Origin of the sequence: Streptosporangium lutulentum (assembly GCF_030811455.1) — a bacterium.
Taxonomy (GTDB): domain Bacteria; phylum Actinomycetota; class Actinomycetes; order Streptosporangiales; family Streptosporangiaceae; genus Streptosporangium; species Streptosporangium lutulentum.
Window position 1 is genome coordinate 3,644,032 of the sequence record NZ_JAUSQU010000001.1, and the last position, 22,517, is coordinate 3,666,548.

Genomic DNA, 22,517 nt, shown 5'->3' on the forward strand with positions numbered 1-22,517 from the left:
GGGCCGTTTCCGCGGTTCCGTCACCTGCCGTCCCGGGTGCCGCCGGCCAGGATCGGGCTCCGGCCCACGGAGGCCCACGGAGGCCCACGGAGGCCCACGGGCGCCGCCGGGGTGACGCGGAGATCAGCGGGTGTGAAGGGGGCGGTCGGTCCGGGTGAGCGGCTGCTTCCTCGCCGAGTCCGTCGCGGTAGGCGGTTGCGTCAGGTATTCGGGGGCGCAGCGGGTGCCGCGTGGCGGCAGCCTGAGCTCGATCAGGTACTTCACGATCTTGTCGTGAACGCAGGCGCTGTTGCGGAACTGGCCGTGCCCGGCGCCCTCGTACTCCAGCAGAACCGATCGCGGGATCTGCCGCGCGGCCGTACGGTTCCACGCGGCCGGAGTGGCGACGTCGTAGCGGGCCATGGCCATCAGGATGGGTGGGGTTCCGCTGATCTTGAGCCTGCGCTGCGGGTTGGACACGGGGCCCTGCCAGTTGAGACAGCCCACCACGTCGGACCAGAACGGTGAGATCTTCGTGTGCGGGGCGATCGTCTCAAGCCGCCGCCGGTACTGGTCGAGCTGGGAGAAGCTCGTGACGTCCCACGTCCAGTCGGAACACCAGATGGCGGGGTAGGGATTGTTGATCATCTCCGCCCTGGTGATGCCCGCGGGCATCAGGGACGCCCCCCTGGCGTCGAGGGCGTTCAGCAGGCCGGCGGTATCGAACCACTCCCTGGGGTCGTACATGGTGATGAACAGCATCCGCCTCAGGTCCTCGGCGGAGATCGGGGAACCGTCGGAGGGAAATATCAGGTCGCCGGCCGTCGCCTTGGCGTGCAATCCGTCCCACACGTCGACGACGTTCCGGCCGTGCAGCGCGCAGGCCGCGGTCTCGCCGCACCACTTGGCGAATTCGAGGAAGCTGCCCTCGAAGTCCTCCGTCGTGGTCTTCAGGTACTGCCACGCGGAGGTGATGCTGTGGTCGATGTTGGAGTCGATCGCCATCGCGCGGATGTTCCCGGGGAACAGCTCGGCGTACTGCTGGAGGACCTGCGTACCGTAGGAGATCGCGAAGAGGCTGATCCTGCGCTCGCCGAGCGCCACCCGGATCGCGTCGACGTCGCGAGCCGCGCTGGCGGTGTCCACGTGGTCGAACAGCGGGCCGGTCCGCTCGCGGCAGTCCCTCGACAGCTCCGCGTTGAATCGCAGGAACGCCCGGTACTCGGCCTCATCGGCCGGATAGGTGTACGGCGTGCGGTTGACCAGATCCTCGCTGCACACCACCTGGGTGCTGTGACCGACGCCGCGGGGGTCGAGGCTGACGAGGTCGAAGTACTGCCGGATCGGGTCACTGTCCGGGATGACCCGCTCAAGGATGAACGGGTCGATCCCCGAGCTTCCGGGGCCGCCCGGGTGGGCGATCAGCACGCCGATCCGCTTGGCCGGGTTCAGTGCCTTGAGCCGGCCGACCGCCAGGTCGAGGGTCGGCCCGCTCGGCTTCTTCCAGTCGATCGGCACCTTCAGGGTCGCGCACTCGTCCTCGTGGGTGGCGCCGCACTCCGTCCACCGGATCGGCGCGGAGGGGCGCCATCCCGAGGTCGCGACCTGCGCGGCGGCCGGCTCAGCGGGGGACGGCTCCGCGAGGACCGGCTGCGTGAGCGAGGTCGTCAGCGCGAGTACCGCGAGCGCGACGGTGAACAATCGCCTCTTCATGTATTCCTTTCACGATCATGTCCCGCACGCGAGGGGCAGCGGTAGATCAGGAACATGCAGAAATGACTCCGATCACTTCCGGTGACACTCGCCGGTGGGCGAATGCCGCATCGCCGGTCGTGGGGGTCGCCTGAACCCGCCTCACATGCGCTTCCTTCTGGGGGTGTAATTCATTGGTCACTATCGGTTGATAAGACCAAAAATCGTGATATCAATGATCGAAAACGATCATAATTGATGAAAAACGCCAATGCTTATATTTCATCAAATATCGACTGAAAACCGTCTTCGGACACCGGTCCGCGGCCCCGATCACCGTCGCCGCGCCGCCTCGTCGATCTCCTCCGGCGCGCCCGCCGCCCTGCCGACGTAGGCGTTGGCCGCCTCGGCGAACGGACCACCGAGGAGAGGCCGCGCCACACCGACCCGGTCCACCGAAGAGGCCTTCTGCCGTACGGAATGCGCGGCATCACAGACCCCGAAAGCACGCAAGATCCATCGCCGCCGGAACGGGGAAATTTTCGTTTACCCTTCCGAAAAACAAATCCTTCACCTGGCGAAAGAGGGGTCTATATATTTCCTGTGCTGTCAAGGTCGCGCCGCGGGTGGAAATGCCGTCAGACCTCGCCAGGGCGCGTAATTTTGCATAAGGAGCACGCCGCATGCCATCGAAGCGACAATGTGTCCGAACCGCGATCAGCTGCGCTTTCGCGGCGGCCGCCGTCCTCGGTCTCGGAGCTTTCTCTCCGGCCCCGCCGAACACCCCGGGCGTTTCACCCACACCGCGGGCTTCGGTGGCAGAGCCGCCTCCCGAGCGCGAGGTCCGGGCTCTGACGGCTACCGAGATCCGGCGAAAGGGACTGGATCGCTTCATCGACATGTCCCACCAGAAGGAGACCCCTCCCACCCTGGTCGACGGCTCTCAGAACAAAGCCGCCGCGAGCACTCCCGCCCCCACCGACGATTTCCCCGTGAACAGCGCCGGAGATCTCGTTTCAGGGTGCTGGTCTCTGGAGACGTATGATTCGGTCGCCCGCGCGGGAATCGGTTATCACACGTGGTGCGGCGACGGCACCAGAATCACACACACCTCGACAAGCTGTACCGGCACGGGCTCGCCCGGCTACATGTATGAGGGTTGTGCGAGCCGCACGAACTACGGGGTGGGCTGGAACGCCTGGGACGCCGGGGAGCAATGGCATTTCTGCACCTCCTACGATTCCAGCACCGGCATGTGTTCCACCCGGACAGGCCCGTGGCAGAAGAACCGCTATGGGGCGGACGGGCAGGTCTGGCTCCTTGAGTGGGGCAACTAGGAGTCAGCCGCCCTCGGCGGGCCGTGACTCCGGGAGACGTCACATCCAGGGGCGAACCGATATCTGACGTGCCTGTCCGGGCTGCGCCTCCGTGCCGCGGTACCGGCGGGCACCACGCCCTGCCACGGTGGATACGACGGAGGGGTGCCACGCGTCGTGGCACCCCTCCTGGTCTGTGACACCCTCATACGGGGCACCCGGCCCCTTCACGCCCCGCCCTGCCGAGTCACAACACGAGGGTGTTCACATCAGGGCTCTTGCCCGAAAGGATGGAGCCCGCCTCGCGGTGCTAGGACACAATCACGGCGAAGGGCTCGTCGGCGGCGGTACCGTTCGCCCCGGTGCAGACGAGGACGGAATCGGGCTGGGCAGCACAGAGGCTATGGGTGGGAGCCGTGTAGATCTCCGCCTTCCAGTCGGCGGAGGTACCGGGAGTCGCGATCACGACGGACCGGGAAGCCACCTACGCCTCGTCGGCCGGCCAATTCTCCCCCGGCGGATGATCTTGTACTGCCCCCGCAGACCACGGCTGAGGAACGACCATGAAGGGGCCCGGCACCGGCGGGAACCGTTTGCGGCCGATTCGGCAACAACGGACGTCCTGATCCAAAGCCCGAGAGGCCCCGCAGAATGAATGAGACCAGCCGAGGAGAGGCCGATGATGCCTCTTTCATCGAGCGGTCCCGGCGCGAGCCCGAGGCCTTCGCCGAGGTCTTCCGCCGCTATGCCCCGGATATCACCCGCTACGTCGCCCGCAGGCTGGGGGAGGATGCCGCCGAAGACGTGGTGGCGGAGACGTTCCTGACGGCGTTCCGGCAGCGGGAAGGCTATGACCTCGCCCGCCCGCACGCACGGCCCTGGCTGTACGGGATCGCAACCAACCTGATGGGGCGACATCGGCGAACCGAGGTGCGGCAGTTACGCATCCTCGAGCGCACCGGAGTCGACCCGGTGACGGCACCGTTCACCGAACGCACCGACGAGCGACTCATCGCCGAAGCCTCCCGCCGCAACCTCGCGAACGCCCTGGCGGCCCTCCCGAAAGGGCATCGCGACGCGTTGCTCCTGGTGGCATGGGGCGACCTCAGCTATCCAGAGGCCGCTGAGGCGCTGGGCGTACGCCTCGGAACGGTGCGATCACGCATCAACCGGGCTCGAAACAAACTCCGCAAAGAACTCGGCGAGATCAACCCCATGGCCACCGTTAGCGAGGAACCCGTCTATGAATGAGATGACGCAGCTCAAGCGGTTCCGCTCGGAGATCCCCCGGCGCGACCTCACCGAACTGCAGACTCAGGAGAACCGGCTGCTGGCCGCCATCGCCGATCAACCGTCCGCGGGCGTGGAGCGCGCCGTCAGGCGTCCGCGCTTCACCAACCGCCTGAGACTGGGCCTCACGGGGCTGGCCGTCGCCACGGTGACAGCCGGGACCCTGACGATCGTCACCGACTCGGAACCAGACGCTCCCCAGACCATTCACACGATGCCCATGGCGGCGTCGCAAGTGCTCAAGCGGGCGGCCGACAACGTGGGCAAGACTCCGGAACTGTATCCGGAGCCCGGCCAGTTCCTGGTCTTCGAGTCGCAGACGATGAACCCCTCCGCCGGCCAAGACCGTAAAGGACGTCCTGAAATACACCTGTACCGAACAAAACGCAAGGTCTGGCTACCGGTAGAAGGTGATGCGACCGGTGGAGTCATCGAGAGTGAGCTTCTGCCGCCCAAACCGTTTCCCGGTCGGCCCCTCTCACCCGAGGCCAGCGAGGACGTTGGCCGCCACGGCCCGTCGAAGCTCGCCGACTTCGACGACCGAGCAGAATACCTGCGTTCCGACTACACCTACGTGAGCCGTCTGCCGACCGAGCCGGCGAAGATGTACGAGCATCTCTACAGCCACCTGGGACACAACGCCCAAGCGGATACCGACGCCTGGGGGCGGGTCCGTGACCTGCTCACGGAGGCATACCTGCCCGCGGCGCAGCGTGCCGCCCTGTTCCGTGCGGCCGCGGCGATTCCCGGTGTCATCACCGTTGACAATGCCGTGGACGCGGTGGGCCGTAAGGGAATCGCCGCGGCGAGGGTCGACCCGGTGATCGGTGAGCGGCAGGAGTACATCTTCGACCGCAAAACGTACATGTACCTCGGTGAGCGCAGCGTCGTCATAGACGCGGCCAAGGCCGAGGCGCCGGTGGGAAGTGTGCTGACCTCCTCGGCCCAGCTGAAGGTCTCTGTCGCCGATCACGCCCCTGCCGTCGTCGACGAGGACTGACTCACGCGGGGCGATGCAGGATCCAGGCGGCTCCCGGCCCCGGATGTTCGAGCCGGGCGAACGGCGGGAGCCGCCTGGCGTGACGGCAAGGCCATGGTCTCGTATCCATGCTTTCGCGACGATGAGGAGTGGCTGTGACGCAACGCCATCAGGTCACCGTCGACGTTCACGTGATCCTCGAACGCCAAGGCCGGATTCTGTTGTGCCTGCGAGAGGGCACGGGGTACGCCGACGGCCTGTACTGTCTGCCGTCCGGGCATCTGGAGGCCGGCGAGACGGTGGTGGAGTGCGCCGTCCGGGAGGTCCGCGAAGAGGTCGGGGTGCGCATCGACCCCGCCGATTTGCGGCCGGTCACGGTCGTCCACCATCTGTCGCCGGAGGGTGAACCCCGGGTCGGGTTCTTCTTCGCCGCCGATGTCTGGGACGGCGAGGTCGTGAACGCCGAGCCGCATAAATGCGGCCGGGTCGACTGGGTTCCAGCCGACCGGCTGCCGGACAACACGGTGGCGTACACGGCGGCGGGTGTAGCTCTTTACCTCGATGGTGTTGGCATCGGGGTGCATGGTTGGCCGGGACCGGAAGCGGCCTGACTCCACGCCGATCGGAAACCCCGGCTGACGCGACTGGTAGCCTGATCTTCCGGTGAGAGGTCCGTAGGGTCTCAACGCCGGGCCGCTCTCGTTGTCCAGTGGCCGAGGACACACGCCTCTCGGGGCGTGGACGCCGGTTCGAATCCGGCCGAGGGCACAAGGAGCTCTCGTTCGCCCCTTCGGAGGTGAGCGGGGGCTCTTTCACGTTCCCGAGGTCTATCCGTCGGCCGGCTGCCCCTCCCGCTCGGCGACGAACGTTCCCCTGCACAGCAAAGCCCCCGCTTCGTGACCTGAGATTGTCGAGACGCTCAGGAAGGTGCAGGGCCTGTGCACGACGGTGCCGACGATGCCTTCGAACCGGTACTTACGTTCCGGTCCAGCGGCACGATCATGCCCTCGCGCAGGCCGCGCAGCAGGCGCGGCGCATAGGTCGTCTCCCCGTCGGTGATCGGCCCGAACACCGCGTCCAGGACCGCACGGGTGCCACAGGACGCCACTACCAGATCGGGAAGCGGCCGCGGCGCCAGTGCCAGTGGCGGCCGGCCTTCAGGTGGTCGATGACCGCGCGCTGGAGCACGGTGCGGCGCGGCAGCCGGTCGAGCGGCGTGCTCAGGGTGCGGAACACGAACCGCAGCACCTCGACGTCGGCGTCCAGCCCTTCCGGCTCCTCGTAGGGCTCCAGCTCGAACCTCCGCTGGAACAGGACGATGTTGGAGTCCCCGGGCAGGTACTCCAGCAGCTGCGGGTCGAGCAGCCACGAGCCGCAGGAGAACGCCGTGTAGCGCTCGTCGGGAAAATGGCGCGGGAAGAACGCGCGGGCCTCGTCGAGCGACGCCGCGACCGCCTCCGGGGTCATCGGCCCCGACTCGGGGATGTGCAGGTCGATGGTGGTGCCGCCGCGGTGGTGCTGCAGCCGGCCCAGCTCGTAGACGCCGCCGCGCGCGTGCAGCGTCAGCCAGCTCTGCATGACCGGCCAGCCCTCGCGGTGCATCCGCCGGTCGATCGCGAGGTTGCGGCCCAGGTCCGCGAGGGTCACCCATGACACGGCATCGGCGATGCCGTGGTCGCGGTGGTACCCCGTGACGACGTCGACCAGGGCCAGGTACGCGTACACGTAGAGATGCCGCCAGGCGGGACCCCGTTCGCGCGGCAGCTCCGGACCGGGGGACAGCCAGCCGTGGCCCCCGAGATCGGCGCGGACCAGGGCGATCGAGAGGTCGAGCAGCCAGCGCAGCTCCGGAGTCCACAGTGGAGAGTCCGGGTCGGGCCAGCCCGCCATGATCTCGGCGGCGTCGTCCGGCCGCACCGCGAGCCGGTCGAGGAGCGCCGGCGCATCGGCCTTGGCGGGCAGCGGAGCCGACGGCCGGTCGCCGGCGAGCCGATGCACACGGTCGACGTCCTCGACGGGAACCCCGAGCCGGGCGGCGGTGTCGTCCAGATCCACGCGGACGATCCTACTTACCTTGTGTCCCGTTTTGTCGATCTCCTGCTCTCCTCGGCGCGAGAGGACTGCGAGCAGGGTCACCACCTGCCTCAAGTCGGTGAGACGGCCGACAGGACGCCTCACCTGCCTCGTTCTGGATGAGACGGGACATCTGACCTGCAACCCCTCGTTCGTGGCACGCGCCAGATCTGCCGTGAACCCCGTGCGGCCAAGAAGGGCCGGACCTCATGAACAAGGTCCGCGCATTTGCGACCGTCAACGTGACGGTCGCAAAGCGCTGCATGGCAGGGGCCGCCGAAATCCGTTTCGTGCCGTGTGGGGGAAGCTCTACTGTGGCGGGGTGGGGACTCAGATGATCATTATCAATGGTGGTTCCAGCTCGGGAAAGTCCGGGATCGTACGGTGCCTGCAGGCCGTTCTTCCGGATCCGTGGCTGGCGTTCGGCATCGATTCATTCGTCGACGCGATGCCCGCGAGGATGCAGGCGTCGGACGAGGGGATCGAGATCGCGGCCGACGGCGGGGTGAGCGTCGGGGCGGGCTTCCGGGCGCTGGAGGCGGCCTGGATAGAGGGCGTCGTGGCCATGGCCCGTGCCGGCGCCGGGGTCATCATCGATGACGTCTTTCTCGGCGGAGCCTCGTCCCAGCAGCGGTGGCAGAAGGCTCTGAACGGGCTGGACGTGCTGTGGGTCGGTGTGAGGTGTGAGAGTGCGGTCGCCGCGGGCCGCGAGGTCGCACGTGGAGATCGGGTCCAGGGTATGGCTGCGTTGCAAGCGGATGTGGTTCACGACGGCGTGATGTACGACCTGGAGGTGGACACGACGCATACCGAGTCCCTGGTGTGCGCGCGGACCATCGCCGCCCGTGTCAGCTGATCGACGGATCGGCTCCCGGCCGCCCGGCGTTTGGCACCGCCGCAGCTTGAGCTGCGGCGGCGCCGGGGTGGACGCCACCACGATCGACAACAAGAGCGGAATCGCCACCGGCCGGCTTCCCGGTGGCTCAACCCGGTGAACGTTCCCGGTCAGAGCACCAGCGGCGCCAGTGGCCGTCCCTACAGGTGCCCGGTGATGTCGCTGACCCACAGCCGGTCAGGCGCTTCCACCGTGAAGGCCCGGTGGACCGGATCCTCCTCGGTGGCGGCGTTGACGAGGTTGCGGCGGCCCAGTTTTTGTGACCCGATACGGAAAGCTGACAGAACTCAATCGGGTGAGGCTCGGGCACGAAGCACTTCCTTCCCAGCCGACACAGGGTCGACTCAGGTGAGGCGGCCGTGCCACGGGGGAAGCTCAGGGCCTGTGACGTGTGCGAACTTCCGGTTGGTGGCCGTGACCCCGGGAGACGTTACGTCTCCCTTGAGTGTGTCCCCCGGAGATCGATGATCTGTCCCGGGGCCACGGCGTTCTACCTGGCAGACCTCAGCGGCAGGTCGTAGGAGAACGACCATGACGCGGGCAGGGAAGGGGAAGCCTGCCAGAGCTCCAGTTCGACTTCCTGCATGCGGTCGCACAACTCGTCGACCGTGAGAGCTTCGATGATCCGGACCTGCTGGGGGTCACGGCATTCCCACGCGGTGAAACAGCGCCGCCACTGTCTCCACATCACCAGCCATCCGTACGTGCCGGCCTGCACCTGAGCGGCTGCCTCGATCTTCGCGGCGTCACACTCGGAGCGCATGCCGGGCCACGACGAGGTTTTCGAGGAGCCGGCCGTGCGGCAGTTCGGGTAAGGGGCGGGACTGCACGATCTCGTAGTGGGCGGCGATCCTGGCGGCGGCCCTCGCCGGACTCCTGGCGTAGGTGCGCAGAGGGCCGCCGCCGCGACTGGGTTCGGGGCTGGTCCACCAGATGTACCGGCCGTCCGTGTGGGCCACAAGCCCGTGGTACACCGAGATCAGCACCTGTCCGTAAGTGACCTCGTGTACGTCCGCCGGGATGTTCAGCAGGGCCAGCTCGATCTGTAGCGCTTCGGCGGCTCGGATGATCTCATCTCTGGAAAGACCGCTGTGCGGAAAGATGGGGGGCACGCAAACTACGCTAAATACCAGATAATGCCCACCTCAACAGTGTTGCGTCATGTTGCGTTGAATTTTCCTGCAACCGTTTCCAGGAGACGACGAGCGTCCTCGCCGTAGACGGCGGCACCGCTCAACGTCTCGAACGCCTTTTCATACACGGCGATGTCACTGGGCGCCTTGTGCTGGATCTGACCGGGCACGGTGTCGACGCGGACCCGGTCACCGTCGTAGATCCAGAAATTCTCCGGCGGCATGATCGGCGGCCGGGCGGCCGAGGGAATGATGCCGAAACTGACGTTGGCGACGCCGGACGTCAGCTCGGCGAGCCGTCCGATCTGGACGACCATCGGCCCCGGCTCGACCACCGGGGTGCGAAGGGCCTGCTCACCGATGATGAACGCGAACCGCCTGCTGCCGCTGCGCAGGATCTCCTGCTGTTTCAGCCTGGCGGCCACGGCCGCGTCGATGTCGTCGGGGATGCCCCGGAAGTCGATGATGGCCCGCAGGTGCGCGCGCACGTAGTCCGGCGTCTGGATCAGGCCCGGGACGGCCGAGTGCTGCCAGACCCTGAACTGGCGGGTCTTCTCGTAGAGCGGCAGGAACGACGACTGCACGTGGCGAAGTCCCGTCTCCTCCAGCCGTCGCCACTCGGTGTACATCGCCTCGATGTTCTGTGCGGCCGCGATGAGATCAACCACCTGCTCCTCGGCCTCGCACGCTCGGCACCACATCTTGATGTCGGCCTGGTTCGGCATCTGTACGGCATTCTCAATCTTGGAAATCTTCGTGTGGTCCATGCCGGTCTTGCTGGCCAGCGCTCGACCGGTCAGCCCGGCGTCCGCGCGGATCGCGCGGAGCCGGGCGGCGAGAATGCCTTTGGCCTCGTTGATTCGGGCTGTGGAGGTCGCCATCTGCCATCACCTCATCATTGGCAGGTCAAATATCCATTGATGACGGTACGGCAGCTTTTGATCGCAATTGCATAATGTTGCGAATCATTGCGAGGATTCATCGTCCGCAGGCGGAGGGCTCCCCCTGCTCAGCTCATGGGCGAGCTGCTCAAGCTCGGCTCCCCCGGCCATCAGCGAGGTCAGTTCCTCGGGGGTGATGTCCGCCTTGCCGTACTCACCGAGGCCGGCGCCCCGGTTGAGCAGCAGGAAGCGGTCGCCGATCGGATAGGCGTGGTGCGGGTTGTGGGTGATGAAGACGACGCCGAGGCCCCGGTCACGGGCCCGGGCGATGTAACGCAGGACGACCCCGGCCTGTTTGACGCCCAGGGCGGAGGTGGGCTCGTCCAGGATGAGCACGCGGGCGCCGAAATGCACCGCTCGGGCGATGGCCACCGACTGGCGCTCGCCGCCGGACAGGGTGCCCACGGGCTGGTCGACGTCGCGGATGTCGATGCCCATGGACCGCAGTTCCTCGCGGACCACCCGTTTGGCCCCGGCCACGTCGAAGCGGCGGAACGGCCCCCGGCCGAGCGTGGGCTCGGAGCCGAGGAAGAAGTTCCGCCAGACCGACATCAGCGGGATCATCGCCAGGTCCTGGTAGAGGGTGGCGATCCCCCGGTCGAGGGCGTCCCGGGGACTGGTGAAGGCGACGGGAACGCCGTCCACCAGGTACTCGCCGGAGTCGGGGGCGTGCATGCCCGCGAGGATCTTGATCAGCGTGGACTTTCCCGCGCCGTTGTCACCGAGGACGCAGGTCACCTCCCCCGCGCACACCCGCGTCGAGACGTCCCGCAGCGCGATCACACCGCCGAACGTCTTGCCCACGGCCCGGACCTCCAGCAGGACGGCGGAGCCCGCGGGGGGCTCATCGGTCGCGGTCAATGTCTCACCTCCTCCGCGTAGCGGCGGACGAACCGGTTGGCGAGAGTGGCCAGCAGCAGCATCGCGCCCAGGAAGAAGGTGAACCAGTCGGCGTCCCAGCCGGCGAAGACGATGCCCTTGTCCGCCATGCCGAAGATCACGGCACCGATCGCGGCGCCGACGGCGGAGCCGTATCCACCGGTCAGCAGGCAACCGCCGATCACCGCGGCGATGATGTAGACGAACTCCTGGCCGATGCCGGAGTTGGCCTGCACCGAGGTGAAGCGCAGCGCCATGATCGAGCCGACCATCCAGGCCGCCACGGCGGTGGTCATGAACAGTGCGATCTTCGTCCGCTCCGCGGGGACCCCGACGGCGCGGGCGGCCTGGTCGTCGCCGCCCACCGCGAAGATCCAGTTTCCCGCGCGGGTCCGGGTGAGCACCCAGGTGGCCAGTGCGGTGACGCCTGCCCACCACAGGATGGCCACCCGGAAGTCGGTCCCGCCGACCGGGATCGTCCCGGCGAACAGGGCCCGCGCCTCCTCGTATCCTTCGGCCCTGCGCAGGCCGCTGACCTGAACGGTCCCGGTGAGGGCCTTGGTGACGCCCAGATTGATCCCCTGGAGCATCAGGAACGTGCCGAGTGTGACGATGAAACTCGGCAGCTTGGTGCGGACCACGATCAGCCCGTTCACGAACCCGATCAGCAGGGCGGCGACGAGGGCGACGAGCATCGCCGCCCAGATCGAGAGTCCGTACCGGGTGGCGAGGATGACCATGATGAGGCCGGTGGTGCCGGTGAGCGCCCCTGCCGACAGGTCGAACTCCCCGCCGATCATCAGCAGCGCGATCGCCACCGCCATGATCCCGAGCGTGGAGGCAGGGTCCAGCCAGTTGGCCACGCCCTCGACCGAGCGGAACGTGGCCGACTGGCTCGCGAAGAACGCGAAGACCACGACCGCGCCGACCACCGCGCCGAGCTCCGGCCGGATCAGCAGCCGCCGGGCCACCCCGATCCGGGCGAGCCGTTCGTCCGCCACCGTCACCGGGTGCCGCTCTCGGCGAGCTTGGCCACCTGCTCGGCGTTGTCCTTGGTGACGAACCCCGGTCCGGTGTTGACCGGCAGGCCCCCGCCGACGGTGTTGAGGTTGTCCTTGTAGAGGGTCAGGAAGGTGATCGGCAACCAGCCCTGGAGATACTGCTGCTGGTCCACCGCGAACAGGATCTCGCCGTCCTTGATGGCGGTGACCACGTCGGCCGACAGGTCGAAGGTGCCGAGCTTGGCGGTGGAGCCGCCGTCGGCGATCGCGTCACGGGCGGCCACGGCCACGGCCGGGTTGAGGGTGAGCACGCCGTTGAGGGAGGTGTCCGACTGGAGCCGGGCCTTGATCTTGGAGGTGGCGTCGGCGAGGTTGCCCACGTCCACCTGGAGCCGTTCGACCGTGCCGCCCAGCCCCGCGGTCGCGCCGTTGCACCGCTGGTCGAGGCCCACGTTGCCGGCCTCGTGGATCACGCAGAGCAGCTTGGAGACCCCCTCGGCCTTGAGCTTCTCCCCCGCGCCGCGCCCCGCCACCTCCTCGGACTGGCCGACGTGGGTGATCGCGCCGAACTCGCGGGACCTGTCGCCGCCGGAGTTGATGGTGATCACCGGAATCCCGGCGGCCACGGCCTTTTCGACCGATTCCTTCAGCGCGTCCGGGTTGGCCATGGAGACCACGACGCCGTCGGCCTTCTGGCTCACGGCCTGGTCGACGAGCTGGGACTGCCGGGCGGGATCCCCGTCGCCCTGGTAACTCACCGTGACCCCGTACCGCCTGCCGGCGGCCTCGGCGCCGTTCTTGACCACGTCCCAGAAGGCGTCTCCCGAACCCGCGTGGGTAATGACCGCGAAAGTACCGCCCTCGGCCGCCGCCGGGCCCGAGGCGGTCGCCGCGCCCGCCGGTTCTCCGCCGCCCTGCCCGTCGGCCTGCCCGCCCGAGCAACCGGTCAGGGCGGAGAACCCCAGCATGGCCGCCACGACCAGCCCTGTTGTCCACTTCATCGGTAACCTCCGTGCGTTGCGTCGCCGGATCTTTCCCGCTTCTGGTTTGTAACCAACGCATTAACTAAATGTCAATGATTTGTCGTGACATTAGGACTTGCAACCGCACAGCATGCCTGAAAGATGGCCAGGTCAGTGATGGTGCGATGGCGTCAACATGTCGCCGGGCGCGAAATTCGAGGAGGGTATCCTGGTCGTGACGACGGCGCCGACCTCCCGGCCGTGGCCTGGGAGAACACCAACTTCACGTTCATCGAGTGAAACGAGGTGGCCCGCCTCGAATGACCTGGGCACCGATATCGACGCCCCAAGCCCTCTCCACCGAATTCCCGGCACGCGGCGATTCTCCCGCCGTCGGGCACTTGCCTTCGCTCCAGAAAAGACTATATTTGCCATAATATTAGTAGGAATTAAGGGTAATGTGATGCCCATGCCGGATTTCCTCACGATCGGGGCGCCGAAATCAGGGACCACCGCGCTGCACGCGGCGCTGGCCCGGCACCCGGGGCTCTTCCTGTCACCGGTGAAGGAACCGAAGTTCTTCCTCACCGACGGCCCACCGCCGACCCGCGGCGGGCCCGGAGACGTTCAGACCTACCGCGAGCACATCTGGCGGCGAGAGGATTACGAGGCCCTCTTCAGCGCCGCCCCACCGGGCACGCTGACCGGCGAATCCACCCCGCTCTACCTCTACGACCTGGCGGCGCAGCGGCGCATCAGGGCCGCGATCCCCGACGCCAGGCTCATCGTGGTGCTCCGCGACCCCGTGGAGCGGGCCCACTCCAACTGGACCCACCTGTGGTCGGCCGGGCTGGAGCCGATCGGCGACATCCTGCGGGCCTGTGAGGAGGAGCAACGCCGGATCGCGGCGGGCTGGGCGCCGTTCTGGCACTACCGCGGGCTCGGCAGGTACGGCGAGCAGCTGGCGCACCTGTTCACCCTGTTCCCCCGCGAACAGGTTCTGGTCTTCCGCTACCGGGACCTGGTCGACCGGCCCGCCGAAACCCTGGACCGGATCTGCCGCTTCCTCGGGGTCGAGACCGGTGTCATCACCGAGGTTCCCCGGGAGAACGTGACCGCGCACCCGGAGTCGACGCGCGGGCACCGCGTGCTGTCCCGGGCGTTGCGCGTCGGGTCGGCGGTCGGCCGGTTCCTGCCGTCGAGGGTGAGCGGAGTCCTGACCGATCCGCTGGAGCAGCGGCTGCAGCAGCGGGCGCGCTCTCGCCAGCCTCTGACCTGGGACCAGCGGGAGCAGCTGATCGGTTACTTCGCCAAGGACGTGGCGCTGCTCCAGAAGGTGACCGGCGAGGACTTCAGCGACTGGCTACGTCCTCGCGAGCGCTCCGGCGGACTGGTGGGCACCCGCCCCGCCGGCCAGCGCCAGGCCCGCAACGGGCGCCCGCAGCCGTAGCGCGGAGCCCGTACCGCGACGAACCACGCGGTACCGGAGCCCGTACGCCCCGCCGGTGTCCGGCGCGGGGCCCGTGCGGCGCGGCGGCGCCGCACGGGAGGTCGCGCGCCCTCGTCAGCGGAGTTCGGTGCGGAGCTCGTGCGCCCCGTCGGCGCGGGTGTACTCGTAGTAGAGCCGCCGCCCGCCCTCCGGCAGGTCCACGATGTCCAGGTAGCGCAGGCCACCGCCCGCGTGCGGCGAGGCCGCGGCGGGCACGGCACCGACCGGGGTCAGCACCGCCGGGTCGACACCGACGGCCACACCGGTCTTCTCCTCGTAGTTCTCCGCCGCGGTGGCCCGGCCGTCGTAGAAGGCCACCACCTGGTCGCCCAGGAAACGGACCGCGGCGATCCGCGCCCCCCGGGCGTCCCAGAGGCCGGGACGGCCGCTGAGCGCCGTGCCCTGCCAGATCCATTCGAGCCCGTCGGCGCTGGTGGCGTAGTCGCTCACCATCTGGTCGGCCTCCTCGGGCTCGGCCAGCGGGTGGCAGGAGGCCCACAGGTGCCACATGTCGCCCCGCCGTACGATCACCGGGTCCTTGACGCCCGTCTTCGGGTCGCCGGGCAGCACCATCCGGCGGTTCCCGGGGTCGAAGCCGGACGGGTCGTCGGCCTCCAGCACCTCCACCCGCCAGTGTTTGGTGCCGTAGGTGGCGCAGCTCAGGTAGAGCCGCCAGCGGCCTTCCGGAGTACGGACCAGCGTGGGCCGCTCCAGCGACTCGGTGTCCATCTCCTGCCGGCCGATCGTGAGGATGGTCTCGAACCGCACGCCGTCCGAGGATCGGGCGACGGCGACGGCGTAACCGCGCCCCTCACCGATCGGCCGGCGCAGCCGGTACGCGAGATAGATCAGCCCGTCGCTCGCCACCGCGCTCGGGGCACCCGCCCAGTGGCCTTCGCCCGGCTCCGCCGGTTCGATCGCCACCGCCGAACGTTCGGGGTCGGGAAGGAAGTCCTCGATAGTCAGCACGGCACCGACGTTAGGCAAGGCTTGCGCAGCACTCACGGAGAATCACCAATCATGGTCACGAGTTTTGGTCACCCTTGGACAATCGATGAGGGCAGATCGTCTTCAGGGCCTCCCGCGCGAGAGCGCCGGCGGCTGCTGCCCCTTTTCGAGGAGGGGCGCGATCCGGCGTGCCGGATTCGGCGTCGGGGGGCGGACGCGGGGGGTCGGATTCGGCGTCGAGGGGCGGACGCGGGGGGTCGAGCCCGGGAAAGGGCCCGATGTTCGACGGTACCTCCTGCCGGAGGGTGCCTCGAAGCGGGAATCGACGCTGGTCACGCCACATCTCCTGTGCTGGTGGGCTTCGCGCGCCGACACGGTCTTCAGGATCCTCAGGAACTGCGGAGGGTCGCGCTGGGCAGCGGAATGGCGGGGAACGGGTTGTCGGGGGGCAGGATGAGCCGCCGGGCCTCCGCCGGGCGCGCGGTGGCGTCCAGGTGAAGGAGCGCGGCTCCGATCCCGGCCGCGCCGACCATGTAGCCGGTGTCGGCGGTGACCTCCCAGGGCCGCAACCGCCGATAGGCCTGGTACCAGCGGGAGCCCTGATCATCGTGGCCGGTGGCCCGCCCGATCAGGTTCGCCCCCAGCGCGTGGGCGAGTTCCAGGTGTGTCTGACGACCGGTGGCCGCCCAGAGCCCGACGAACAGCTCCAGCAGCCCGGCCGCGCCACAGCACTGGCAGGCCGCGTTCCAGTAGCCGTCCGTCTGGCGGGCGGGCACGCCGCTGACGGCGATCCCTCTGGCCAGCCGCTCGACCCAGTCGAGATCGGCGGCGTCGCCCGCCACCCGGTGCAGTTCGTAGAACATCCGCGCGACCCCGGCGGAGCCGGAGCAGAAGCCGAGGTAGTGCAGGTCACGGCCCTGCGGGAGGTGGTGAGGGATCATCGCGCATCGTTCGGTGACGGTGCTGACCGCCCGGACGAAGTCGGCCCCCCTCCTGGCGGCGCCCAGGAAGGCGTTCTCCCCGGTCACGCCGTACAGGCGGGCGAGCAGGAAGGCGGTGCCGGCCGTACCGGACAGGAAACCCGGCGTGACGGCGTCCAGCGGAAGGTCGGCGCATGCGCCCTCGCCGAAGCGGTGGCCGGGCACGACGAGGGTGGCGATTCGGGCGCCGGCCTCGACCGCGAGTTCCTGGTAGGCGGGCACTCCCAGAATGCCCGCGGCGTGCAGGAGGCCGAGGATGATCCCGCCGTCGCCGCGCTGGGCGGGGTCGCCGGTCCAGCCCAGGCCGCCGTCGATCGGGCGGGCGCTGCGCGCGATGTGGTCGGCGACGGCCCCGGCCTCGATCTCGAAGGAGTCGTCGCCGGTGGCCCATCCGGCCTCGGCGAGCACGAACATCACCCCCGCCAGGCCGTGGTGGAGGGAGAGGTCGGCCTGGTCCCGCCAGGTGGCGGTCAGGTATCGGGCTCCGGCCCTCGCGTCGACGAGGTAGCTCTGGTCTCCCGTGGCCGCGGCGAGTTCGAGGAAGAACAGGACGATCCCGGCCGCTCCGGAGTACAGCGACAGCGGGTGGTCGGGCATGGCGGCCCGGCCGCGGGGGTCGGGGTTGGCTCGCCAGTGACGGCCCCGCTCGTCGTCCACGGCCGCCGAACGGATCCAGCTCGCGGCCCTGACCGCGGTGACCAGTGGGTTCTCGGCCCCCGGTTCCGGGCTCATGGCTGCTCCTTCGTGTGGCGAGACCATTACCTTACCCGCATTTCCTACAGGTTCAATGGGTAATTCTGATACCCAGGATACTCACCATGTCGCGCGGCGTCATCCTCCCGGTTATACCCACCGTCCGGGTCGGGCCACATCCCATGAACCGACACTACTGCCGTAGGCGGCCTCCGCCCACCCGGGCGTGTCTCCGCCAAGCAGAAGCGGTCATTTGTCATGACATTCTGATGTCCGATAGCCTGATCACGGAGCGTAAATACGGGAGGGCGGATGACCGCGAAGCTCGCCATCGATCTCGACCGGGCCAGCCCGATCCCGCTGTACTTCCAGGTCGCCGAGCAGATCTCCGAGGCCATCCGGCGTGGCGACCTGCCCCCCGGCTCCCGGCTGGACAACGAGATCCTGCTCGCCGACCGGCTCGGCCTGTCCCGGCCGACCGTGCGCCAGGCGATCCAGTATCTCGTCGACAAGGGCCTGCTGGTGCGCAAGAGAGGCGTCGGCACCCAGGTGGTCCACGGCCAGGTCAAGCGCTCGGTGGAACTCACCAGCCTCTACGACGACCTGCGCAGGGCCGGTCAGGAGCCCGCCACCCGGGTGCTGACCCTGGAGCCCGCACCGGTCCAGGAGGACATCGCCGCGATCCTCGGGGTCACGATCGGCACGGAGATGCTGCGCGTGGAGCGGATCCGCTACGCCGCCGGAGAGCCGCTGGCGCTGCTGCACAACTGGCTGCCCATCGGCCTCGCCCCGCTGACCGCCGAGAACCTCTCGGAACGCGGGCTCTACGAGCTGCTGCGCGCGGCCGGGGTGCGGATGCGCGTGGCGAACCAGCGCATCGGAGCGCGCGCGGCCACCGCGACCGAGGCCGGACTGCTCGGCGAGCGACGTGGCGCGCCGCTTCTCACCATGCTCCGCACCACCTACGACGACCAGGGCAGGGCCGTTGAGTACGGCTCCCACGTCTACCGGGCCTCGCACTATTCCCTGGAGGTCACGCTCATCGAGCGCTGACCGGCCCGAACCGCCCTCCACCAGGTCAAACCCCGTAAAAATAGCTTTGACCTGGTGGTTCTTCCGTGCACCGCTTCATCCTGCGGGAAGAGGACACGTAGGATCAACATGGAGGAAGCATGCCATGACCTCAGATCCAGGACAGGGCAATGCGCGGCCGGAGGAGTGAGTGGGCGGCGGTCCTCAAACTGCTGAGAACCGTCTCAAGTGCGCACCAGAGCGTCACGCTCGTCGAGGGCGAGCCGGGGATAGGGAAAAGCCTTCTCCTCCTCGAAGCCGCGAGCGTCGCCTCCGCGCGAGGAATCGCGGTGGCGGCCGGACGGGCCGACCAGCTGGGGCGGCTGATGCCGCTGGGACCGCTGCTGTCCGCCCTGGAGGAGTCACCGGCGCCCATCATCACCGCCAGGCACACCTTCCCCTTTCCCGAGGGCTCCGGCCTGCTGTTGTGGCTGGCCGAGCAGGTTCAGACCTCGCTGAAGGAGAGAACCGACTCCGGACCGCTGCTCGTCACCCTGGACGATCTCCAGTGGGCCGATCCGGCCACGCTCATGGCTCTGCGGACGTTGCCCGCGCGGCTGGCGTCGCGTCCCGTGTCGTGGCTCCTGGCCCGCCGCACCGCCCCGGGCCACGACGACGCCGACCGGCTGTTCGACCTGCTGGAGGAGGAGGGTGCCACCCGGATCCTCCTGCACCCGCTCGACGACGGCGCGGTGGCCGAGCTGTCCGCCGACGTGCTGGGCGCTCCCGCCGGGGAGGAACTGGCCGTGCTGGCCGCTCAGGCCGGCGGCAACCCGCTCCTGCTCTCCGAACTCCTCACCGGGCTGCGTGAGGAGAACTGCGTCCGCGTCGAGGGCGGTGTCGCCCGGCTGACCGGGTCGGCGCTGCCACGGCGCGTCCACACCGCCGTGCGGCGGCGCCTGGACGAGCTCGGCACCAAGACCCGGCACCTGCTGGAGGCCACGGCGGTGCTCGGGCGCTCGTTCTCGCCGACGTACGCGGCCGAACTGCTCGGCGAGACTCCGACCGCGCTGCTTCCCGCGCTCAGGGAGGCGCTGGCGGCGGGCGTGCTCGTCGCCACCGCGGACGAACTGGTGTTCAGGCACGAACTGCTGTGGCGATCGGTCGTCGAGAGGGTGCCCCCGCCGGTACGGCAGGCGTTGCACCACCAGATCGAGCACAACCCGCCCACCCGCCCGACCCCCGCGTACCGGCGTTCCGGCGGCTCCGGCGGCTCCACGGCCGGGTCTCCGGTGGACCTGTCCTTGCTGGCCTGGGACGAGGGCAGGCTCTCGCACGCTCTCGATCTGGCCCGTGAAGCCGTGGAACGACCGGCCGACGGATGCCGCCCCCAGCCGCGGACCGTCCTGGCGACGATGCTGGCCGATCTCTGGCTCCTCGACGAGGCGGAGACGGCGGCGGCGAGCGCCGAGGCGGAGGCGGTGGGACAGCCCTTGTGGGCCGCCGGGATCGCCGTCCTCCGCGCCCGGCTGGCCCTCGCCGCGGGCCGGCTCGACAGCGCGATCGAGCGGGCCGAGACCGGCCTGACCGCCGCGGGCGTCCTGGGCGATCCGGCCCTCGTCTCCTCGGCCGTGGCGGTGCTCGGCCTGGCGTCGCTGCGCGCGGGCGACCTTCCCCGCGCCGTCAGGTTCATGGAAAGGGATCCGGCCGGGTCGGCCCGGGGCATGGCGCCGTACGCGCGGTTCCGCTCGGAGCTGACGGCCGGGCGAATCAGCGAGGCGCGTGACGGAGCGGAGGCCGCGATGAGCTCGCTCGGCCAGGTCTACGACGCGCTGCCCGGCCATACCGGGGCGCTGACCTGCGATCCCACCGCCGCGGCGTGGCTGGTACGGGTGGCGATGGCGACCGGCGACCCGCAGCGGGCCGACGCCGTCGTCGACGCGGCCGAGCACCTCGCCTGGAACAATCCCACCCTGTCCGGTCCCGCGGTGGCCGCCGTCCACGCGCGGGGCCTGCGCGACCACGACCCCGACGCGCTGGGCCGGGCCGCCGCCGGGCACGCCGGCGCGTGGGCCAGGGCCTCGGCGGCGGAGGATCTCGGCGTGCTGCTCAGCGTGGACCACGGCTCCCGCGACCTGGCCGTCGACCGTCTCAACGACGCGCTCACCTGGTACGGAGCCGCGGACGCCACGCGTGACGAGGCGCGGGTGCGGGGCAGGCTGCGGGCGCTGGGCGAGCGCCGCCGTCACTGGGTGAGGACCGATCACCCCGTATCGGGGTGGGCCAGCCTGACCGGTACCGAGCACGCGGTCTGCGATCTGGTCGCCCAGGGGCTGACGAACCGGGAGACCGCCGAGCAGATGTTCATCAGCGAGCACACCGTCGCCTTCCATCTGCGCCAGGTCTTCCGCAAGCTGAACATCCGCTCGCGCGTCGAGCTGGCCAGACGCTCCGCGGAGGAGAGCGTTCATCCGAGGGGCTGAGACGCCTCGCGTGCGACGTGCTCGTGCACCAGCCGGACCGCCATCGCACCCTCACCCACGGCCGAGGCGACCCGCTTGACCGACTGGCTTCTGACGTCGCCCGCCGCGAAGACGCCCGGCAGGCTGGTCTCCAGGGGCAGGCCGTCGTCGAACCCGGTGAGAACGAATCCCTTGTCGTCGAGGGCGAGGGCGGGAGCGAGCCAGGCCGTGCACGGGTCCGCGCCGATGAACACGAACATGGCCCGCGTGAGCAGACGCGTCCGCTCTCCGGTCTGATTGTTCTCGGCGATGACGGCCTCCAGGCCGTCGGTGCCGACGAGCTTGCACACCTCGGTGTGGAGCATCACGTCCACCCGGGGATTGTTCTTGATCCGATCAGTGAGATAGTGCGACATGTCCTGCTCGAGGGCTTCGCCGCGGATGAGCAGGCGCACCGAGGAGGCGTGCTCGGACAGGAAGATCGTCGCCTGGCCGGCCGAGTTTCCACCGCCCACCACCACGACCTGTTCGCCCTTGCAGAGCCCGGCCTCGGCCAGGGTCGCGGCGTAGTACACGCCGTTGCCCTCGAAGTCCTCCAGCCTCGGCACCGCCGGCTTGCGGTAGCGCGCTCCGGTGGCGATGATCACCGTGCGACCGTGGACCGGCGGCCCCTCGCCGAGGCCCACGGTGTAGTGGCCGTCCCGCCGCTCCAGCCAGGCGGCCTCGGCCGGGAGCCCGAAGGACGCGCCGAACTTCTCGGCCTGGACGACGGCCCGCTCGGTGAGTTCGGCGCCGGAGATGCCCAGGGGGAAGCCGAGATAGTTCTCGATGCACGAGGAGGTGCCCGCCTGCCCACCGAGCGCGACCGCGTCGAGCATCACCGTGCTCAGCCCTTCCGACGCTCCGTACACCGCCGCCGCCAGGCCCGCCGGGCCCGCCCCCACGATGACGAGGTCGGCGACGGTCTCCGGCGCGGCCGGCATGGGCAGGCCGACGGCGCGGGCCAGCTCGGCGTTGCCGGGATTGCGCAGGACCCGGGTGCCGCCCAGGATCACGATCGGGGTCTGCTCCGACGTGATGCCGAGGTTCCGGATCAGCGCCTCCGCGTCCTTGTCCTCCTCCAGGTCGATCCACCGGTGCGGCAGCCGGTTCCTGGCGGCGAACTCGCGTAGCCTCCGGGTGTCGGGCGAGTAGCGGGAGCCGATGCCCCTCAGGCCCGACCCACTGGTGATCAGCAACGAGCGGCGGATGATGTAGGCCCGCAGGACCAGGTCCCCCAGCTCGCAGTCGCGGGCGACGATCTCCCGCAGGCGCCAGGCCGGAACCGCCAGGACCTCACCCGCCTCGCAGGCGACCGACGCCAGGAAGGCCTTCAGGCCCGTGAGCAGCCCCAGCTCGCCGAGGAAGCGACCGGGCCCGTGCACCCAGGTCACCTGCTCGTCGTCGACGCCGGCCACCTTCCCCGCCAGGATGACGAAGAACTCCGGGTAGTCCTCGCCCTGCCTGATCAGGACGTCGCCCACCCGGGTGGGCCGGCGGGTTCCGTAGGGTGTGAGCCTGTCGATCTGCTCGTCGCTCAACCGGGGAAATGCTCCGTGATGGTCGGGCGTCTCCGTGAACGTGTCCATCTCAGCCATCCTTCCCGCCTGCCGTCGCACCCGCCGAGGCGAGCGCGCCCTCCACCCAGGTGCGCAGTTCGGTGACCGGCGCGGCGCCCGCCGCGATCGCGGGCACGCGGTTCTTCTTCCCGCAGTTCTTGCACTGCACGATGCGCGATGACATGGCCGGTCCTCC

General features: G+C 69.1%; 22 protein-coding genes and 1 tRNA gene. 9 read left to right on the plus strand and 14 right to left on the minus strand.

Annotated features, from left to right (window positions below):
- Positions 1 to 123: 123 nt before the first annotated feature.
- Together J2853_RS16285 and J2853_RS16290 are read right to left on the minus strand one after the other, a co-directional pair.
- On the minus strand, positions 124 to 1,692 hold the full coding sequence (locus tag J2853_RS16285; RefSeq protein WP_307558799.1) for an alpha/beta hydrolase: 1,569 nt from the start codon (positions 1,690 to 1,692) through the stop codon (positions 124 to 126).
- A gap of 312 nt (positions 1,693 to 2,004) precedes the next feature.
- Positions 2,005 to 2,127: a hypothetical protein gene (locus J2853_RS16290; protein WP_307558801.1), complete on the minus strand. Its 123-nt coding sequence runs from the start codon at positions 2,125 to 2,127 to the stop codon at positions 2,005 to 2,007.
- Positions 2,128 to 2,486: 359 nt separating this feature from the next.
- On the opposite strand from J2853_RS16290, the gene J2853_RS16295 reads away from it, so the two are divergent.
- Complete coding sequence (locus J2853_RS16295; protein ID WP_307558803.1) at positions 2,487 to 3,008, plus strand: hypothetical protein; 522 nt, start codon at positions 2,487 to 2,489, stop codon at positions 3,006 to 3,008.
- A 289-nt stretch (positions 3,009 to 3,297) separates the two neighbouring features.
- Here J2853_RS16295 and J2853_RS16300 read toward each other — a convergent pair whose 3' ends face one another.
- Positions 3,298 to 3,471 carry a hypothetical protein gene (locus J2853_RS16300; RefSeq protein WP_307558805.1) on the minus strand — a complete coding sequence of 58 codons (174 nt, stop codon included), beginning with the start codon at positions 3,469 to 3,471 and terminating at the stop codon, positions 3,298 to 3,300.
- A gap of 167 nt (positions 3,472 to 3,638) precedes the next feature.
- Here J2853_RS16300 and J2853_RS16305 point away from each other — a divergent pair, with 167 nt between their 5' ends.
- From J2853_RS16305 to J2853_RS16320, 4 genes are all read left to right on the plus strand, one after another.
- A complete protein-coding gene (locus J2853_RS16305; RefSeq protein ID WP_307558807.1) occupies positions 3,639 to 4,238 on the plus strand; it encodes an RNA polymerase sigma factor in 600 nt (199 codons plus the stop codon).
- Positions 4,231 to 5,277, plus strand: a complete 1,047-nt coding sequence (locus J2853_RS16310) for a CU044_5270 family protein (protein WP_307558809.1) — start codon at positions 4,231 to 4,233, stop codon at positions 5,275 to 5,277. Before J2853_RS16305 ends, J2853_RS16310 begins: the two co-directional genes overlap by 8 nt.
- Positions 5,278 to 5,411: 134 nt before the next feature.
- The gene (locus tag J2853_RS16315) at positions 5,412 to 5,867 is read left to right on the plus strand and encodes an NUDIX hydrolase (RefSeq protein ID WP_307558811.1); all 456 of its coding nucleotides are present in this window, start codon (positions 5,412 to 5,414) and stop codon (positions 5,865 to 5,867) included.
- Positions 5,868 to 5,951: 84 nt separating this feature from the next.
- Positions 5,952 to 6,024: transfer RNA gene (locus J2853_RS16320), tRNA-Glu, on the plus strand.
- 339 nt (positions 6,025 to 6,363) lie between these two features.
- Here the strand turns inward: J2853_RS16320 and J2853_RS16325 are convergent.
- Positions 6,364 to 7,311 carry an acyltransferase domain-containing protein gene (locus J2853_RS16325; RefSeq protein ID WP_307558814.1) on the minus strand — a complete coding sequence of 316 codons (948 nt, stop codon included), beginning with the start codon at positions 7,309 to 7,311 and terminating at the stop codon, positions 6,364 to 6,366.
- Between the two features lie 352 nt (positions 7,312 to 7,663).
- On the opposite strand from J2853_RS16325, the gene cpt reads away from it, so the two are divergent.
- Entirely contained in the window at positions 7,664 to 8,185 is a 522-nt protein-coding gene (gene cpt, locus J2853_RS16330) for a chloramphenicol phosphotransferase CPT (protein ID WP_307558815.1), read from the plus strand.
- Positions 8,186 to 8,714: 529 nt separating this feature from the next.
- On the opposite strand, the gene J2853_RS16335 is transcribed toward cpt, so the two are convergent.
- From J2853_RS16335 to J2853_RS16360, 6 genes are all read right to left on the minus strand, one after another.
- The gene (locus tag J2853_RS16335) at positions 8,715 to 8,987 is read right to left on the minus strand and encodes a hypothetical protein (RefSeq protein WP_307558817.1); all 273 of its coding nucleotides are present in this window, start codon (positions 8,985 to 8,987) and stop codon (positions 8,715 to 8,717) included.
- Positions 8,971 to 9,336 (minus strand): hypothetical protein, encoded by a 366-nt coding sequence (locus J2853_RS16340; protein WP_307558819.1) that lies wholly within the window; start codon positions 9,334 to 9,336, stop codon positions 8,971 to 8,973. The genes J2853_RS16335 and J2853_RS16340 overlap by 17 nt, the downstream gene beginning before the upstream one ends.
- A gap of 47 nt (positions 9,337 to 9,383) precedes the next feature.
- Complete coding sequence (locus tag J2853_RS16345; protein WP_307558821.1) at positions 9,384 to 10,238, minus strand: helix-turn-helix domain-containing protein; 855 nt, start codon at positions 10,236 to 10,238, stop codon at positions 9,384 to 9,386.
- Between the two features lie 84 nt (positions 10,239 to 10,322).
- On the minus strand, positions 10,323 to 11,159 hold the full coding sequence (locus tag J2853_RS16350; RefSeq protein WP_307558822.1) for an ATP-binding cassette domain-containing protein: 837 nt from the start codon (positions 11,157 to 11,159) through the stop codon (positions 10,323 to 10,325).
- A complete protein-coding gene (locus tag J2853_RS16355) occupies positions 11,156 to 12,184 on the minus strand; it encodes an ABC transporter permease (RefSeq protein ID WP_307558824.1) in 1,029 nt (342 codons plus the stop codon). The genes J2853_RS16350 and J2853_RS16355 overlap by 4 nt, the downstream gene beginning before the upstream one ends.
- Positions 12,181 to 13,179 (minus strand): sugar ABC transporter substrate-binding protein, encoded by a 999-nt coding sequence (locus tag J2853_RS16360; protein WP_307558826.1) that lies wholly within the window; start codon positions 13,177 to 13,179, stop codon positions 12,181 to 12,183. The genes J2853_RS16355 and J2853_RS16360 overlap by 4 nt, the downstream gene beginning before the upstream one ends.
- 430 nt (positions 13,180 to 13,609) lie before the next feature.
- Between J2853_RS16360 and J2853_RS16365 the strand changes: the two genes are divergently transcribed.
- Complete coding sequence (locus J2853_RS16365) at positions 13,610 to 14,590, plus strand: sulfotransferase family protein (RefSeq protein WP_307558827.1); 981 nt, start codon at positions 13,610 to 13,612, stop codon at positions 14,588 to 14,590.
- Positions 14,591 to 14,704: 114 nt separating this feature from the next.
- Here J2853_RS16365 and J2853_RS16370 read toward each other — a convergent pair whose 3' ends face one another.
- Positions 14,705 to 15,598, minus strand: a complete 894-nt coding sequence (locus J2853_RS16370) for a hypothetical protein (RefSeq protein WP_307558829.1) — start codon at positions 15,596 to 15,598, stop codon at positions 14,705 to 14,707.
- A 368-nt stretch (positions 15,599 to 15,966) separates the two neighbouring features.
- The gene (locus tag J2853_RS16375) at positions 15,967 to 17,289 is read right to left on the minus strand and encodes a lanthionine synthetase LanC family protein (RefSeq protein WP_307558832.1); all 1,323 of its coding nucleotides are present in this window, start codon (positions 17,287 to 17,289) and stop codon (positions 15,967 to 15,969) included.
- 273 nt (positions 17,290 to 17,562) lie between these two features.
- Between J2853_RS16375 and J2853_RS16380 the strand changes: the two genes are divergently transcribed.
- Both J2853_RS16380 and J2853_RS16385 read left to right on the plus strand, forming a co-directional pair.
- Entirely contained in the window at positions 17,563 to 18,303 is a 741-nt protein-coding gene (locus tag J2853_RS16380; RefSeq protein WP_307558834.1) for a GntR family transcriptional regulator, read from the plus strand.
- Positions 18,304 to 18,452: 149 nt separating this feature from the next.
- On the plus strand, positions 18,453 to 20,744 hold the full coding sequence (locus J2853_RS16385; protein ID WP_307558835.1) for an ATP-binding protein: 2,292 nt from the start codon (positions 18,453 to 18,455) through the stop codon (positions 20,742 to 20,744).
- Here the strand turns inward: J2853_RS16385 and J2853_RS16390 are convergent.
- Positions 20,729 to 22,351 (minus strand): FAD-dependent oxidoreductase, encoded by a 1,623-nt coding sequence (locus J2853_RS16390; protein ID WP_307558837.1) that lies wholly within the window; start codon positions 22,349 to 22,351, stop codon positions 20,729 to 20,731. The genes J2853_RS16385 and J2853_RS16390 overlap by 16 nt on opposite strands.
- Before the next feature lies 1 nt (position 22,352).
- A complete protein-coding gene (locus J2853_RS16395; protein ID WP_307558839.1) occupies positions 22,353 to 22,505 on the minus strand; it encodes a hypothetical protein in 153 nt (50 codons plus the stop codon).
- Positions 22,506 to 22,517 lie beyond the last annotated feature (12 nt).

Excerpts from the sequence above, each read along its gene's own strand:
- J2853_RS16390 (WP_307558837.1), bottom strand. The coding sequence starts at position 22,351 with ATGGACACGTTCACGGAGACGCCCGACCATCACGGAGCATTTCCCCGG.
- J2853_RS16310 (WP_307558809.1), top strand. The coding sequence starts at position 4,231 with ATGAATGAGATGACGCAGCTCAAGCGGTTCCGCTCGGAGATCCCCCGG.
- J2853_RS16395 (WP_307558839.1), bottom strand. The coding sequence starts at position 22,505 with ATGTCATCGCGCATCGTGCAGTGCAAGAACTGCGGGAAGAAGAACCGC.
- J2853_RS16385 (WP_307558835.1), top strand. The coding sequence starts at position 18,453 with ATGCGCGGCCGGAGGAGTGAGTGGGCGGCGGTCCTCAAACTGCTGAGA.
- J2853_RS16360 (WP_307558826.1), bottom strand. The coding sequence starts at position 13,179 with ATGAAGTGGACAACAGGGCTGGTCGTGGCGGCCATGCTGGGGTTCTCC.
- J2853_RS16375 (WP_307558832.1), bottom strand. The coding sequence starts at position 17,289 with ATGAGCCCGGAACCGGGGGCCGAGAACCCACTGGTCACCGCGGTCAGG.
- J2853_RS16335 (WP_307558817.1), bottom strand. The coding sequence starts at position 8,987 with ATGCGCTCCGAGTGTGACGCCGCGAAGATCGAGGCAGCCGCTCAGGTG.
- J2853_RS16380 (WP_307558834.1), top strand. The coding sequence starts at position 17,563 with ATGACCGCGAAGCTCGCCATCGATCTCGACCGGGCCAGCCCGATCCCG.
- J2853_RS16345 (WP_307558821.1), bottom strand. The coding sequence starts at position 10,238 with ATGGCGACCTCCACAGCCCGAATCAACGAGGCCAAAGGCATTCTCGCC.
- cpt (WP_307558815.1), top strand. The coding sequence starts at position 7,664 with ATGATCATTATCAATGGTGGTTCCAGCTCGGGAAAGTCCGGGATCGTA.
- J2853_RS16285 (WP_307558799.1), bottom strand. The coding sequence starts at position 1,692 with ATGAAGAGGCGATTGTTCACCGTCGCGCTCGCGGTACTCGCGCTGACG.
- J2853_RS16365 (WP_307558827.1), top strand. The coding sequence starts at position 13,610 with ATGCCGGATTTCCTCACGATCGGGGCGCCGAAATCAGGGACCACCGCG.
- J2853_RS16305 (WP_307558807.1), top strand. The coding sequence starts at position 3,639 with ATGAATGAGACCAGCCGAGGAGAGGCCGATGATGCCTCTTTCATCGAG.